Origin of the sequence: Streptococcus sp. FSL L8-0526 (assembly GCF_038007145.1) — a bacterium.
GTDB lineage: Bacteria > Bacillota > Bacilli > Lactobacillales > Streptococcaceae > Streptococcus > Streptococcus thermophilus.
Map to the genome: position 1 here is coordinate 531,700 of NZ_JBBOWP010000002.1, position 14,696 is coordinate 546,395.

At 37.3% G+C, this 14,696-nt stretch carries 14 protein-coding genes and 1 pseudogene; 9 read left to right on the top strand and 6 right to left on the bottom strand.

The features are described 5' to 3' along the window. Positions 1–182: 182 nt before the first annotated feature. The gene (metF, locus tag NSQ85_RS10005; protein ID WP_179973370.1) at positions 183–1,058 is read left to right on the top strand and encodes a methylenetetrahydrofolate reductase [NAD(P)H]; all 876 of its coding nucleotides are present in this window, start codon (positions 183–185) and stop codon (positions 1,056–1,058) included. A 139-nt stretch (positions 1,059–1,197) separates the two neighbouring features. Here the strand turns inward: metF and NSQ85_RS10010 are convergent, their stop codons facing one another. The 4 genes from NSQ85_RS10010 to NSQ85_RS10025 form a co-directional block, all read right to left on the bottom strand. Continuing rightward, the gene (locus NSQ85_RS10010) at positions 1,198–2,916 is read right to left on the bottom strand and encodes a phospho-sugar mutase (protein ID WP_179974447.1); all 1,719 of its coding nucleotides are present in this window, start codon (positions 2,914–2,916) and stop codon (positions 1,198–1,200) included. A gap of 81 nt (positions 2,917–2,997) precedes the next feature. Further along, complete coding sequence (locus NSQ85_RS10015) at positions 2,998–3,570, bottom strand: ECF transporter S component (RefSeq protein ID WP_179974523.1); 573 nt, start codon at positions 3,568–3,570, stop codon at positions 2,998–3,000. Between the two features lie 27 nt (positions 3,571–3,597). Beyond that, on the bottom strand, positions 3,598–4,143 hold the full coding sequence (gene coaC, locus NSQ85_RS10020) for a phosphopantothenoylcysteine decarboxylase (RefSeq protein ID WP_179974448.1): 546 nt from the start codon (positions 4,141–4,143) through the stop codon (positions 3,598–3,600). After that, a complete protein-coding gene (locus NSQ85_RS10025; RefSeq protein WP_179974449.1) occupies positions 4,136–4,819 on the bottom strand; it encodes a phosphopantothenate--cysteine ligase in 684 nt (227 codons plus the stop codon). Before NSQ85_RS10025 ends, coaC begins: the two co-directional genes overlap by 8 nt. A 193-nt stretch (positions 4,820–5,012) precedes the next feature. On the opposite strand from NSQ85_RS10025, the gene NSQ85_RS10030 reads away from it, so the two are divergent. The 3 genes from NSQ85_RS10030 to NSQ85_RS10040 all read left to right on the top strand — a co-directional run bounded on the left by NSQ85_RS10030 (position 5,013) and on the right by NSQ85_RS10040 (position 8,954). After that, entirely contained in the window at positions 5,013–6,683 is a 1,671-nt protein-coding gene (locus tag NSQ85_RS10030; protein WP_179972890.1) for a formate--tetrahydrofolate ligase, read from the top strand. 188 nt (positions 6,684–6,871) lie between these two features. Continuing rightward, complete coding sequence (locus tag NSQ85_RS10035) at positions 6,872–7,546, top strand: response regulator transcription factor (RefSeq protein ID WP_179974450.1); 675 nt, start codon at positions 6,872–6,874, stop codon at positions 7,544–7,546. After that, entirely contained in the window at positions 7,536–8,954 is a 1,419-nt protein-coding gene (locus NSQ85_RS10040; protein ID WP_179974451.1) for a sensor histidine kinase, read from the top strand. The genes NSQ85_RS10035 and NSQ85_RS10040 overlap by 11 nt, the downstream gene beginning before the upstream one ends. Before the next feature lie 87 nt (positions 8,955–9,041). On the opposite strand, the gene rpsT is transcribed toward NSQ85_RS10040, so the two are convergent. Both rpsT and coaA read right to left on the bottom strand, forming a co-directional pair. Then, positions 9,042–9,278 carry a 30S ribosomal protein S20 gene (gene rpsT / locus NSQ85_RS10045; RefSeq protein ID WP_179972893.1) on the bottom strand — a complete coding sequence of 79 codons (237 nt, stop codon included), beginning with the start codon at positions 9,276–9,278 and terminating at the stop codon, positions 9,042–9,044. Positions 9,279–9,346: 68 nt separating this feature from the next. Continuing rightward, positions 9,347–10,267, bottom strand: coding sequence for a type I pantothenate kinase (gene coaA / locus NSQ85_RS10050; protein ID WP_179974453.1), 921 nt, complete (start codon positions 10,265–10,267; stop codon positions 9,347–9,349). A gap of 307 nt (positions 10,268–10,574) precedes the next feature. Here coaA and NSQ85_RS10055 point away from each other — a divergent pair, with 307 nt between their 5' ends. From NSQ85_RS10055 to NSQ85_RS10075, 5 genes and pseudogenes are all read left to right on the top strand, one after another. Then, positions 10,575–11,165, top strand: coding sequence for a class I SAM-dependent methyltransferase (locus NSQ85_RS10055; RefSeq protein WP_180482044.1), 591 nt, complete (start codon positions 10,575–10,577; stop codon positions 11,163–11,165). Further along, positions 11,162–12,405: pseudogene (locus NSQ85_RS10060) on the top strand (pyrimidine-nucleoside phosphorylase). The gene NSQ85_RS10055 and the pseudogene NSQ85_RS10060 overlap by 4 nt, the downstream one beginning before the upstream one ends. Before the next feature lie 85 nt (positions 12,406–12,490). Beyond that, on the top strand, positions 12,491–13,135 hold the full coding sequence (deoC, locus tag NSQ85_RS10065) for a deoxyribose-phosphate aldolase (RefSeq protein WP_340781786.1): 645 nt from the start codon (positions 12,491–12,493) through the stop codon (positions 13,133–13,135). Then, complete coding sequence (locus NSQ85_RS10070) at positions 13,122–13,520, top strand: cytidine deaminase (protein WP_179972997.1); 399 nt, start codon at positions 13,122–13,124, stop codon at positions 13,518–13,520. The genes deoC and NSQ85_RS10070 overlap by 14 nt, the downstream gene beginning before the upstream one ends. 62 nt (positions 13,521–13,582) lie before the next feature. After that, positions 13,583–14,653, top strand: coding sequence for a BMP family lipoprotein (locus tag NSQ85_RS10075; protein WP_179974455.1), 1,071 nt, complete (start codon positions 13,583–13,585; stop codon positions 14,651–14,653). Positions 14,654–14,696: the final 43 nt, after the last annotated feature.

A 14,696-nucleotide genomic window follows, 5' to 3' on the forward strand; every position in this document is an offset into this window, starting at 1 on the left:
GTTATAATACCTTGAAAATCTTCTTTCCTATATGTAGAAGGTTTTCAATAGTGAATAATTTTCTAAAGATTTTTGTAATCAAGCTAGATGCAAAATGTGATCAATAATTCCTACGAGTTTACTTGACACTAATAAAAATGCTTTTGTCTCAACAAAAATCTAAAACGAAGAAGGTAAAACTTATGACAAGCCAAACACCATCCCTCTCTTTTGAAGTCTTTCCACCTAATCCAGCCATAGGCAATGAGAAAATCTTGCTTGCCCTTGATGACATGAAAGGATCGGCACCCCATTTTATCAGTGTAACAGCTAGTAATAACAAATATAATATCAAAGAGACAACGGTTCCTTTGGCAGACCATATTCAAAATGACCTAGCTATTCCTACTATTGCTCACCTTCCAGCAATCTATTTGAGCAAAGAAAAGGTAGCTGATACTTTGCGAGAATTAGATGCTGTTGGAGTAAATCGTATCCTGGCACTTCGTGGTGACATCATTCCTGGGGTCGAACCTTTAAAAGACTTCAGATATGCAACTGATTTGATTGAGTTTATCAAGGCAGAAGCTCCTAACTTTGATATCATTGGTGCTTGTTATCCTGAAGGTCATCCTGATTCACCAAATCAAATCTCTGATATTCAAAATCTTAAGAAGAAAGTAGATGCAGGTTGTTCAAGTCTTGTAACCCAACTCTTCTTTGATAATGAACGCTTCTACGATTTCCAAGATAAATGTACTCTTGCTGGCATTAATGTGCCTATCTATGCTGGTATTATGCCTATTTTGAATCGTAACCAAGCCCTACGTTTACTTAAGACGTGTGAAAATATCCATTTGCCACGTAAATTCCGTGCTATTTTGGATAAGTATGAGCATGATCCTGAATCTCTGAGAGCTGCCGGTCTAGCTTATGCTGTTGACCAAATCGTGGATTTGGTTACACAAGACGTTGCTGGAGTTCACCTTTATACGATGAATAATGCAGAGACTGCACGTCATATTTACGAAGCTACTCACTCCTTGTTTAAGCATCATTCACAAGTCGGAGCACTGTAATTGAATAATAGAAAAACCACCTATATATTTAATCTATAGGTGGTTTCTTGGTGTAGCAGCGAAAGATTGTAATTACTTATATGGGGCATTATTATCATGTATCAAAAAAGACCTAGAGCTTAGCTCTAAGTCAAAAGTACTATTCACCTACAAAAGCATTGATTTCTGCTTCGATGTTAGCAATTTTTTCTTTAGCATCCGCTTCAGTTTCTCCAACTGTTGCAATGTAAAATTTGATTTTTGGTTCTGTACCTGAAGGACGAACGGCAAACCATGAATCATCAGCCAAGATGTATTTCAAAACGTTACTTGGAGGAGTTGTCAATTTTTCTACGCCGTCAGCAGTAGTAGCTGTTTGTTCCAAGAAGTCTTCTGTTTTAGCAATATCAGTGTTGTTGAATTGTTTAGGAGCATTGCGACGGAATTTGTCCATGATTTTCTTGATTTCTGCAGCACCATCAACACCTGAAAGCGTAACTGAAATTGTCTTTTCTGAGAAGTAACCATATTGTTTGTAGATTTCTTCGATACCATCTGCCAATGTCATACCACGTGAACGGTAGTATGCAGCAATTTCTGCAACAATAAGAACAGCTTGGATAGCGTCTTTATCACGTACAAATGGTTTGATGAGGTAACCGAAGCTTTCTTCAAAACCAAACATGTAAGTGTAATTGTGTTGTGTTTCAAATTCATGAATCTTCTCACCGATAAATTTGAAGCCAGTCAAGACATTAAACATTGTTGCGCCGTAGCTTTCTGCAATCTTAGTAACTAATTCAGTTGATACGATTGATTTACAAAGGGCAGCATTAGCAGGGAGAGTACCAGCTGTTTTGTGAGCTTCAAGGATATATTTGGCGATGATCGCACCAATTTGGTTACCAGAAAGGTTGAGGTATGAACCATCTGGTTGGCGGATTTCAACGCCAAGACGGTCTGCGTCAGGGTCAGTTGCAATCAATACGTCGGCATCTACATTACGACCGAGTTCTTCAGCAAGAGCAAAGGCATCTTGGTTTTCTGGGTTAGGAGATTTAACAGTTGAGAAGTCAGCATCAGGAACCGCTTGAGCTTCAACGACTTGAACAGCGTCAAACCCAGCTTGAGCAAGGGCACGGCGAGCCGACATTTCACCAGTACCATGAAGTGGAGTATATACAATCTTCATGTCACGACCATACTCATTAATCAAGTTCTGGTTGATGTTAACGTCTTTAACTTCTTTTAGGTATTCAGCATCAACATTTTCACCGATGATTTCGATGAGACCGCTAGCCTTGCTGTCTTCGAGGTCAGCTAATTTGACAGTGAAAGGATTATCAATAGCACGGATGTAATCTGTCAATGCATCGGCATCAGCGGGTGGCATTTGTCCACCGTCTTCACCAAAAACTTTGTATCCGTTAAATGGAGCTGGGTTGTGGCTAGCAGTTATCATGATACCAGCAAATGTGTGGAGATGACGTACTGCGAATGATAATTCAGGAGTTGGACGAAGACTCTCGAACACATAAGATTTAATACCATGAGCTGCTAAAACTTGCGCAGATTCAAAAGCAAACTCAGGAGAGAAATGACGGCTATCATAAGCGATAGCAACACCACGTTTTTTAGCTTCCTCACCTTTTGAGTCGATCAATTGCGCCAAACCTTCGGTTGCTTGACGAACAACATAAATGTTAATACGGTTGGTACCAGCGCCAATTAAACCACGCATACCAGCTGTACCGAATTCAAGATTAGTATAGAAGGCATCTTCTTTAGTTTTTTCATCCATAGAAACCAACTCATCACGAAGATAAGCAGGCAATTCAGCAAAATCGAGCCATTTTTGATAATTTTCAGTGTAAGACATATCAATCTCCTTTATATTTTTAAACGCTTACATTATATCACAACTAAAGGAAAAAATCATGCTAATTACCATGTTTTTTCTTTATTTTTTCAATCGAAGTAGCATAGGTGTGATACTAAGCGTTAATAGGCCAGCAATAACCATTTCAGCAACAGAGTTTATAGTGAAAATAGTTGCCATTAGAGTTTTTCCACCTGCTGAGTAGAAATTAGGGATTAGGAAGTAGATACCTAGAAGCACGAAAAATGTATTTGTAAAAGCACCTAAAACACCAGACAGCGTCAAGCCTAGGCGATTTTGAAGTAACTTGTAGATAAAGTAAGGAAAAATACCAATTAAAATACGAGGAACAATTGCAATGACAGCAGATGCCCAAGTTCCTCCTTCCACAAAAGGACTGAAGAGATAACTGCCTACTGTATAGACGATAGTGTTACGAACAATACTCATAATCCCCATAAAACCGCCTAAATATGCACCAATTTTAGGACCATAGATGATACTAGCAATAATGACTGGGATATGAGTTAGGGTTGGTTTGATTGGAAGTGCAAAAGCAGCAAAGATAGCTTGACTGAGTACCTCAATAACGACCATTGTGGCTATTAATAGAGCCAATTGTGCCGTTTGGTTTGATTTATTTTTTTTATTCATCATAAACTTCTTTTCTTGTCAACAAGACTATTTTGTTAGAGCATTATCTATTGACTCAATAATGACAGAAATATCAGCTAGAGCGCCACGACCTGTATCTCCGCATGCAAGTAAACCAGATTTTGGAAGAATTTCTTGGTAGCCAACTTCTTGCAAGGTCTTTAAGTTCTTCTTAGTCAATGGATTTTCATACATTTTCGTATTCATTGCTGGTGCAATTAGTTTTGGAGTGGTGCTTGGCAAAGCTAAAGCCGTCGCAGTTAGCATGTTATCAGCCATGCCGTGTGCTAATTTGGCAATCGTATTTGCTGAAGCTGGGGCAACAATAAAGAGATCAGTTTTCTTAGCTAAGTCAATATGATTAATACGTTCAGCCAATTTTTCTTCCATAACATCGGAGTGAACTGGATTCTTAGAAAGAGTTTGAAGAGTTAGAGGCGTAATAAAGGATTGAGCAGACTCAGTCATAATGACGTGGATATCATATCCCTTTTTCTTTAGTTTGCTTGTCAGATCTGCTGACTTATAGGCGGAAATTGAGCCAGAAACAGCAAGTATGATACGTTTAGTCATAGCATATCCTTTCATATAAGGCTTGAGCAATTGCAGACTTAGTTGTAACCATCTCTTCACCTTTTTCGTCAACTAGATAAGCAATATGTTGATTTGGAGTAATCTCACCCAAATCATTTGCCACAATAATGTTTGCTTGATTACGTTTAAGACTAGCACGAGCAGCCTTGAAAAGATCCTCTTTGCTGACATTTGCGAGAAGTTTGAAGCCAACCAACTGAATATTGGGATTCCATTGTTTAACCAGGCTAATAATCTTTGGTGTCTTTTTAAGGAAAAGAACCTGATAATCCGAAGCCGAAGATATCTTGCTCTCAGTGTTAGACTTATGTAAGAGTTGGCTGGGGTTTTCCGTATTTTCCAACTCAGCGAAATCCGTCATATAAATTGGAGTATAGTCAGAGATAGCCATACTATGGATGAGAACATCGTGCTCCTTGACAAGTGGCTCCATACTTTTTAGGAGACTGTCTACGTTGGTAATTTCTGTAATCTTTAGATTTTCTTTTGGTTTAGGTTTAACGGCAGTCTTTACAGTTACTAAGGTAACTTGGTGACCCTTAGCCAAGAAAAGTTCAGCAATTTCCTTACCCAGATAACCTGTTGAATGATTTGTGATTCCACGGACATCATCAATCTTTTCAGTGGTACCACCTGATGTAATCAAAACTTTCATAGTAGTATTGTACTAAAAATTGAGATTTTAGTAAATAATAGTAAGTGTTTTTGAGACGTGCCCCTATAAAATAAAGTTATAACTTTTTATAGCTAAATAAAAACCGAACATTTGAAAGCAATTTCTAAAAAATAGTGCGTTTTTTATCAATCTTTGTTATAATAGTACATAGAAATATATAGAGGAGTATCTCATGAAAACAGATATTGAAATTGCCCAAAGTGTAGAATTAAAACCAATCACAGAAGTAGTTGAAAAAGTTGGAATTGGCTTTGACGATTTGGAACTCTACGGAAAATATAAGGCAAAATTATCGTTTGATAAAATCAATGAAGTCAAAGACGACAAACCAGGAAAATTGATTTTGGTAACAGCCATCAATCCAACACCAGCAGGTGAAGGTAAATCAACCATATCAATTGGTCTTGCAGACGCTCTTAACAAAATTGGTAAGAAAACAATGATTGCCCTTCGTGAACCATCTCTTGGTCCTGTTATGGGGATTAAAGGTGGTGCTGCAGGTGGTGGTTACGCTCAAGTTCTTCCAATGGAGGATATCAATCTCCACTTCACAGGTGATATGCACGCTATTACTACAGCGAATAATGCCTTGTCAGCCCTTCTTGACAATCATATTCATCAAGGAAACGCCCTAGGTATTGATCAACGTCGTATTATTTGGAAACGTGTCGTTGACCTTAATGACCGTGCTCTTCGTCATGTGACAGTTGGTCTTGGTGGCCCACTCAATGGTATCCCACGTGAAGATGGTTTTGATATTACCGTAGCCTCTGAAATCATGGCAATTCTTTGCTTGGCTACTGATATCAATGACCTTAAAGAACGCTTAGCTAACATTGTCGTTGCTTACCGTTATGACCGTACACCTGTTTATGTACGTGATCTTGAAATCGAAGGTGCGCTTACACTTATTCTAAAAGATGCCATCAAACCTAACTTGGTACAGACAATTTATGGCACACCAGCCTTGGTACATGGTGGTCCATTTGCCAACATCGCTCACGGATGTAACTCAGTTCTAGCTACATCTACAGCACTTCGCTTGGCAGACTACACGGTCACTGAAGCAGGTTTCGGTGCAGACCTTGGTGCTGAAAAATTCCTTGATATTAAAACTCCAAACCTACCAACAACTCCAGATGCTGTCGTTATTGTTGCCACACTTCGTGCTCTTAAGATGCATGGTGGTGTCGCTAAAACTGATCTTTCTGAGGAAAATGTTCAAGCCGTTCGTGATGGCTTTTCAAACTTAAAACGTCATGTAGAAAATATACGTAAATTTGGTATTCCAGCGGTTGTTGCCATTAACGAATTTGTTGCTGACACAGAAGCTGAAATCGCAGCTCTTAAAGAACTTTGTTCCGAAATCAAGGTTCCTGTTGAATTGGCTAGCGTTTGGGCTAATGGTGCTGATGGTGGTATTGACCTTGCTAATACAGTAGTGGATGCTGTTGAAAATGGCAATGCTGATTACAAACGTCTCTATTCGGATGATGATAGCTTGGAAGAAAAGATTACTAAGATTGTTACTGAAATCTATGGTGGTAAATCAGTTGTTTTCGAGAAAAAAGCTAAAAATCAACTCAAACAGTTGGCAGAATTTGGTTGGGATAAATTGCCAGTATGTATGGCTAAAACACAATATAGTTTCTCAGATAACCAATTCTTGCTTGGAGCACCAGAAGGTTTTGATATCACTATTCGTGAGTTTGTTCCTAAAACAGGCGCTGGATTTATCGTGGCTCTCACAGGTGACGTTATGACCATGCCAGGTCTTCCAAAAGTCCCAGCGGCCCTCAAGATGGATGTTACTGAAGATGGAACAGCAGTTGGTTTGTTCTAATAACGAATATTTTTTTAAAGCAGTGCCTATAGGTGCTGTTTTTTTGCTCCATTCTTAAGGAAAATAAGGTAAACTGAGTCTAAATAAAAGAAATTAATGCACTAGAAGATTAGGTGTATTTTCGATATAATAGGATGACTTAGAGAGATATATGACTAGGTTTTTTACACCTAGCAAGAGAGATAACTATGATTAAAATTTTACTAGTAGAAGATGATTTGAGTTTGTCGAACTCAGTTTTTGATTTTTTAGATGACTTTGCAGATGTGATGCAAGTATTTGATGGAGATGAAGGCCTTTACGAAGCTGAAAGTGGTGTTTATGATTTGATTCTTTTGGACTTAATGTTACCTGAAAAAGATGGTTTTACAGTTCTTAAAGAATTGCGTGAACAAGGAATAACGACTCCTGTTATTATCATGACTGCTAAGGAAAGTCTAGACGATAAGGGGCATGGCTTTAAACTCGGAGCTGATGATTATCTAACCAAGCCTTTCTATTTAGAAGAATTGAAGATGCGTATTCAGGCACTTTTGAAACGTTCTGGAAAATTTGATCAAAATACTATTTCTTTTGGAGATGTTTGTGTCAACCTTTCTACAAATTCAACCTATGTGGGTGATAAAGAAGTAGAACTTCTCGGTAAAGAATTTGATTTATTGGTCTACTTCCTACAAAATCAAAACGTTATTTTGCCCAAGTCGCAAATCTTTGATCGTCTTTGGGGATTTGATAGTGATACTACTGTCTCTGTTGTTGAAGTTTATGTTTCGAAAATTCGTAAGAAACTTAAGGGGACTGATTTTGCTACCAACCTACAAACCTTAAGAAGTGTGGGGTACATTTTGAAGAATGCTGACTAAATTTTTCAATTATCTCTTCAGGAGAATCAAGTCAGACGGCTTTAAGTCCTTCATCCATTTCTTTGCAACTTTTTCTGGTATTTTCCTTATCATGACTGTTATGATATTGCAGATTCTCAGATATGGAGTTTATTCCAATGTTGACTCTAGTCTGAAAGAAGCAGTAACTAAGACCAATTCTTATTTGGAAATGGAAATGCTAAAACGCGAATTTTTTCTGACTTCTGATGTAGATCAAAATAATACGGCAACTATCTATCAGGAGTATGATAGCAAAGCATCGCTAGACAAAATACCTAATTCGGGTGTTTATAAGACAAAATCTAAAAAGATCAAATCAAAAATCGAAGATGCTCCTCATGATTTGACTGTAGCAGCTAATACTAGTGTGTTAGTTCTTGATAAGAATGGAAAGGCCCTAAACGTTGTCGACAAATTTTCTAGCTTATCTAATTTACCAATAGATAAAAATACTATTGATGTTATTAGTAAGGGGAGTGCTCAGAACTACTTTGATCAAACGGAAAATTATCGCTTGATTACTGAAAAAGTAGATAATAGTTTCTATCCTGATGCTAAGTACGTTGTTATCGCAATCAATACGACGCAATTAGAAGAAGCCACTGAACGTTATGTAAAACTAATTGTCATTATGATGAGTTTTTTTTGGCTACTATCTATCGCGGCTAGTTTGTATTTGGCAAAATGGTCAAGACGGCCTATACAGGAAAGTCTTGAGAAGCAGAAGACATTTGTTGAGAATGCTAGCCACGAGTTGCGTACGCCACTTGCTGTGATTCAAAACCGTCTAGAGTCTCTTTTCCGCAAGCCAGAGTCTACAATTTTAGACAATTCAGAGAACATTGCTTATAGTCTAGATGAAGTCCGAAATATGCGTCTTTTGACGACCAATCTCTTGAATTTGACTCGTCGTGATGATGGTATTAAACCAGAAATTGAAACTCTAGATTCCTCTTTCTTTGATAAAGTCTTTACCAATTATGCTACGATTGCTGAAGAAAGTGAAAAGGTGTTTACTGCTCAAAATCAGGTTGGGCGCTCAATCAAAACTGATAAGACTCTATTGAAGCAGCTCATGACAATTTTATTTGATAATGCTATCAAATATACAGAAGATGATGGCCAGGTGATCCTCGCCGTTCGTACTAATGATCGTCATCTTTATATTACAGTGGCAGACAATGGCCCTGGTATTGCAGATGAAGATAAGAAAAAAATCTTTGATCGTTTCTACTGTGTAGACAAAGCTAGAACTAGACAAAAAGGTGGTTTTGGGTTGGGCTTATCTTTGGCACAACAGATTGTTCTTGCACTTAAAGGAACAATAATTGTCAAGGACAATCAGCCGAAGGGGACTATTTTTGAAGTTAAAATTACCGGAGTCTAATAAACAACTAAAAATCCTGCTAGCCTATTGTTAGCAGGATTTTTATAATATTTTGACAAGAAAAAAACTCCTACTGGAGTTTTTCAATTAGTTAGCCAATTTAGCTGCAAGACGTGATTTATCTCGGCTTGCTTTGTTTTTATGAATTAAACCTTTTGAAGCGGCTTTATCGATGCTTGCTGATGCAGCTCGGAAAGTTTCTTCAGTTGGGTTAGCCTTGAATGCCTTAATAGCAGTACGCAAAGCTGATTTTTGAGCTGAGTTTTTTTCGTTTTGTTTAACGTTAAGTTCAGCGCGTTTGATAGCTGATTTAATATTTGCCAATGTTTTCACCTCCAAATTTATCTAACTATCTCATTATACGTTATTTTAGAACCCTTGGCAAGCTTTTTCTATTTTTTTAAATGAATGAGGTCAATTTTATGACTATCACCTTTATGAAGAATAAGCTCTGCACGATTTCGTGTGGGTTCGATATAATTTTTTAGATTTACCAAGTTGATTTCTTTCCAAGTTTTTTTCGCTAAGGAAAGAGCTTCTTCTTTTGTAAATTTGGTAAAACGATGGTAATAGTTGTTTTCATCTTTTCGAGCAAGTTCAAGAAGAGTTTGAAAACGTTCAAGATACCAAGTTTTGATATTTTTCACGTCAGCATCAATATAGATAGAAAAATCAAAATAGTCACTCATATAGAGACGTTGGTTAATGGGATTCTGAAAAACATTAATACCTTCAACAATTAGGAAATTTGGTTGACTAATTTTCTGAGTAAGTCCTGGTACAATGTCATAAATTTCATGTGAGTAAACAGGAATGTTGACATCCCCACCATTTTTTATGGTATCTAGAAAATTGAGAAGTAGTGGCATGTCATAGGATTCGGGGAAGCCTTTACGATTAAGCATTCCCTTATCTATGAGGACCTGGTTTGGGAATAAAAAACCATCTGTTGTCACCATATCAACCTTCGCCTTAGGGAAGGTTCTTTGAAGAAGTAGTTGCAGAAGGCGACTGGTTGTTGATTTGCCAACTGCAACAGAACCTGAGATACCAATAATAAAAGGTCTGTTAGCCTGTGCTTTTTGCAAAAAAATCCCTTTTGAAAAGGTGAGGTCCTCTGCAGCTCGATGATAAATACGGATCAAATTGATTAAAGGAAGATAGATGTCCCTTACTTCCTGAACGTCAATCTTGTCATTTAAACTCCTAATGGATTCTAGTTCTTCTGGGGTTAATGATACTTGATCTTCTTGATAGAATCTTTGCCAATCGCTCCGAGATATAGTTTCAAAATTGATAAATTCGTTTAACATGGCTTAATTATAGCAGAATTTACTAATTCCTATAAGCCTTATCAAAACACTAAATAATAAATGATGGATTTAAAACAAAAAGGAATATAAACCTTTACAAAATTGTTGACATTACTTTTTTGTTATGCTACACAAATTTTGTAAGCATTTTTATTTCAAAAGATACTTGGGAGATACTTGAAATATCAAGGTGTTTTCTTAATGAATTCCTTCTAAATTTATATAGCATTCTCTTTTTTTTTCTGTTATACTTAATATGATGTTTATCATTTTCTATGACTTGATAAGAACACAAAGAAGGAAAAATATGTCTAAAATGTATTATGCAGAGATGCCAGATGCGGCTCACGATATTCATGATCTTAATGTAGCACTCTTAGGTCAAGGTTTCCATTTTTATACTGATGCAGGTGTGTTTTCAAAAAAAATGGTGGATTATGGTAGTCAGGTCTTGCTCAATGCTTTAGATTTACAAAGAGGAAAAAACCTACTCGACGTTGGTTGTGGCTATGGTCCATTAGGAATTAGCCTAGCAAAGGTTCAAGGCGTCCAATCAACGATGATTGATATAAATAGTAGGGCTATAGATTTAGCTAAAAAAAATGCTGAACGTAACGGAGTAGTCGCTCACATTTTCCAATCAAACATCTATGAAAATGTCTCAGAAAAGTTTGATTATATAATATCCAATCCACCAATACGTGCAGGGAAAAAGGTAGTTCATGAAATTATCGAAGGGGCATTTGATCACCTTAATAAAGGTGGAAGTTTAACAATTGTTATCCAGAAGAAACAAGGAGCACCTTCTGCTAAAGCGAAGATGGAAGATGTCTTTGGAAATTCGGAAATTATAAGAAAAGATAAGGGGTATTACATACTTAGAAGCGAAAAGTTATAAGAACAGTTGATTTAATTGAAAAAAACGTGATGGTGGTGAATTGACCACTGAAGAAATAACTTATCTCATTTGAGGGTATGTATCTAGTGACATTCCAGATTATCAGGTTTCAGCTCTGGCGATGGTAATCTATTACAAAGGGATGAGTATTCGTGAAATTCATGATTTAACGACAGAGATGGTTTCTTCAGGTGATCAATATGATTTATCTAGTATTGAAGGCATTAAAGTTGATAAACATTCAACTGGTGGTGTTGAAGATTAAGTAACAATCATTTTAATGCCATTAGTTGCAAGTTTTGGTGTACCTGTAGCTAAAATGAGCGGACGTGGATTAGGTCATATTGGAGGTACGATTGATAAACTTGAATCTATAAAAGAATATCAAGTCGAACGTACCAAAGAAGAATTTATTCAACAAATTAAAGAAATTGGTATTTCTCTTATTGGACAGTCAGAACATCTTGTTAAAGCGGACAAACTTCTTTATGCACTTAGAGACGTGACTGCTACAGTAGATTCAATTCCTTTGATTGCAAGTTCTGTTATGTCTAAGAAGATTGCTGCAGGGAGCTGATAAGATCCTTCTAGACATTACGGTATGTCAAGGTGCTTTTATGAAGAGTTTGGAAGAGGCTGAGCACCTTTCTGAAACAATGGTTTCCTTAGGCCGTGAAGTGGGTCGAGAAACAATTGCATTGATTACAAATATGAGTCAACCACTTGGTAGAGCTATTGGTAACCGTCTTGAAATTTTTGAAGCTATTGAAATTATGCAAGGTAAGGGCCGTGCAGACATTACAGAGTTCATTTGTGAATTAGCAGAGATTCTTTTAAATTTGATAGGAGTTGAATCAAGTTCAGATAAAATTCGTCAATATTTAGTGGAGGGTGTAGCTCTATTTAAATTTGAATAACTTATTGAATCTCAAGATGGAGACTTGGATGACCTTTATCGTAAGAGTGCAGCAGCTTATGTCACAGAAGTTTTGGCCGATGAAGAGGGTTATATTTCTGAACTACCAGCTTTAGCATTTGGTAAATATGCTATGAAATTAGGGGCTGGTCGTGCTACTAAAGCTGACACTCTTAATTATGAAACAGGTATTGTTTTTGAGAAAAAGTGGTCGATTCTGTCAAAGTAGGTGAAGCTGTTGCTAATATTTATAGTGACCAAGCCCTAACCGAAGAGCTAATCGATGAATTTAAAGCTTATATTACAATCAGCAATGAATTGTAAGAAGCCAAAAAAATTTTAAAAATTGTTTCTTAACAAATGAGAGAGCTTGTTTAAGGAGTATATTTATGACAGTTAATACACATATATTGACCACACTTTACTAAAGCCAGATGCGACGCTTGAACAGATTGAAAAGTTGATTGCAGAAGCAAAAAAGTATGAATTTGCAAGTGTTTGTGTTAATCCAACTTGGGTAAAGACTGCTGCTGATTTGTTACAAGATAGTTCCGTTAAGGTTTGTACAGTAATTGGATTCCCACTAGGAGCAACAACATCGTCTGTTAAAGCGTTTGAAACACGAGATGCAATTTCAAATGGTGCAGATGAAGTCGATATGGTAATCAATATTGGTGCTCTAAAATCTGAACAGAATGAACTTGTTGAATCGGATATTAAAGCAGTAGTGGACGCTAGTGGAGATAAGCTAGTCAAAGTCATTATTGAGACTTGCCTGCTTAGTTACGATGAAAAAGTTCAAGCCTGTCAACTTGCCAAACTTGCAGGAGCAGACTTCGTAAAAACCTCTACTGGTTTCTCAACTGGTGGAGCAACTATAGAAGATGTTGAACTCATGCGAGAAGTAGTAGGACCAAATATGGGGGTTAAAGTAGCTGGAGGAACACGTTCCTATAAAGATGCGCAAGCTTTTATTAAAGCAGGGGCTAATCGTATTGGAACATCTGCGGGTGTTGCGATAATGGAAGGTGAGAGTGTCGATGGTGGATACTGAGATATCACAAATTATTGAAGAAGCTGAGGAAGCTGCTGGCAACGCCTACGTTCCTTACTCACATTTCCGCGTAGGTGCAGCTCTTCTGAAAAACGACGGTCGGATGTATAAAGGTTCCAACATTGAGAATGCATCTTTTGGTTTAACTAATTGCGCAGAACGTACTGCTATATTTAAAGCAGTTTCAGAAGGTCATCGAGATTTTGAAATGATAGTCGTCTACGGTGACACTGAGCAACCCATCTCACCTTGCGGTGCCTGCCGTCAAGTAATGGCCGAATTTTTTAAACAGGATTCTAAAGTGATTCTTATCGCTGAAGATAAATCGACAGTCGTGATGACAGTCGGAGAGTTGTTACCATACTCTTTTACAGACTTACGATAGTCTAGTTGTTATATTCTTTATTAAGCAGGGTTTCTTGCAAGTTTATAGGAGGAGTGTTCAAGATGAAATTAAACAAGAGAATTATTGGAATTGGTCTTGTTGCTGTAGCAGTACTTGGTCTTGTGGCCTGTGCTCGTGGTGGACGAGGTGGATCAGCAGCTGATTCGAAAGTTAGAGCTGCAATTATTACAGATAGTGCTGGTGTTGATGATAAATCATTTAACCAATCAGCATGGGAAGGTCTTCAAGCTTGGGGTAAAGCTAACAAACTTGAAAAAGATTCAGGTTACACATATTTCCAATCAAACTCAGAATCTGATTTTGCAACGAACTTGTCATCAGCTGTAGACCAAAATTATAATCTTATCTTTGGTGTTAGTTTTAGACTTCACGATGCTATTTCAGAATCAGCTAAAGATAATGAGAAAATTAATTACGTTATCATCGATGACGTAATTAAAGACCAAAAGAACGTTGAAAGCGTATTGTTTGCTGATAATGAAGGAGCTTACCTTGCAGGTATCGCCGCAGCAATGCAATCACAAAACAAGAAAGTTGGTTTCATCGGTGGTCAAAAATCAGACACAATTACACGTTTCGAAGCTGGTTTCACTGCAGGAGCTAAATCTGTAAAACCTGATATTGATGTTCAAGTTCAATATGCTGAGTCATTCAATGATGCTGCTAAAGGTTCAACTATTGCTTCAACAATGTATGCTTCAGGCGCAGATGTTATCTATCAAGCTGCTGGTGGAACTGGTACAGGTGTCTTCACAGCCGCTAAAGAGGTTAATGAAAAACTTAGCGCTGATAGCAATAAAAAAGTTTGGGTAATCGGTGTTGACCGTGACCAATCAGCAGAAGGAAACTATACGTCTTCAGATAAGAAAAAATCTAACTTCGTTTTAACTTCAACAATTAAACAGGTTGGTACAGTCGTTAAAGACATTGCTAACGATCAAGTCAAAGGCAAAGAATTTGAAGGTGGTAAAACTAAGACTTATGGTATCAAAGATGGTGGTGTTGACATCGTAACATCTAGTCTCCCTTCAGATATTAAGGATGCAGTCGTAAAAGCTAAAGATCAAATCAAGAATGGTGAATTGAAACCAACTGATGGTCTTAGCAAATAATAGGTTAAGTACACACACTTAGACCTTAAACTGGGACAATTTT

Bases quoted from the DNA above. Each gene is read 5' to 3' on its own strand.
- metF (WP_179973370.1), top strand. From the start codon at position 183: ATGACAAGCCAAACACCATCCCTCTCTTTTGAAGTCTTTCCACCTAAT.
- NSQ85_RS10010 (WP_179974447.1), bottom strand. From the start codon at position 2,916: ATGTCTTACACTGAAAATTATCAAAAATGGCTCGATTTTGCTGAATTG.
- NSQ85_RS10015 (WP_179974523.1), bottom strand. From the start codon at position 3,570: ATGAATAAAAAAAATAAATCAAACCAAACGGCACAATTGGCTCTATTA.
- coaC (WP_179974448.1), bottom strand. From the start codon at position 4,143: ATGACTAAACGTATCATACTTGCTGTTTCTGGCTCAATTTCCGCCTAT.
- NSQ85_RS10025 (WP_179974449.1), bottom strand. From the start codon at position 4,819: ATGAAAGTTTTGATTACATCAGGTGGTACCACTGAAAAGATTGATGAT.
- NSQ85_RS10030 (WP_179972890.1), top strand. From the start codon at position 5,013: ATGAAAACAGATATTGAAATTGCCCAAAGTGTAGAATTAAAACCAATC.
- NSQ85_RS10035 (WP_179974450.1), top strand. From the start codon at position 6,872: ATGATTAAAATTTTACTAGTAGAAGATGATTTGAGTTTGTCGAACTCA.
- NSQ85_RS10040 (WP_179974451.1), top strand. From the start codon at position 7,536: ATGCTGACTAAATTTTTCAATTATCTCTTCAGGAGAATCAAGTCAGAC.
- coaA (WP_179974453.1), bottom strand. From the start codon at position 10,267: ATGTTAAACGAATTTATCAATTTTGAAACTATATCTCGGAGCGATTGG.
- NSQ85_RS10055 (WP_180482044.1), top strand. From the start codon at position 10,575: ATGTCTAAAATGTATTATGCAGAGATGCCAGATGCGGCTCACGATATT.
- NSQ85_RS10070 (WP_179972997.1), top strand. From the start codon at position 13,122: ATGGTGGATACTGAGATATCACAAATTATTGAAGAAGCTGAGGAAGCT.
- NSQ85_RS10075 (WP_179974455.1), top strand. From the start codon at position 13,583: ATGAAATTAAACAAGAGAATTATTGGAATTGGTCTTGTTGCTGTAGCA.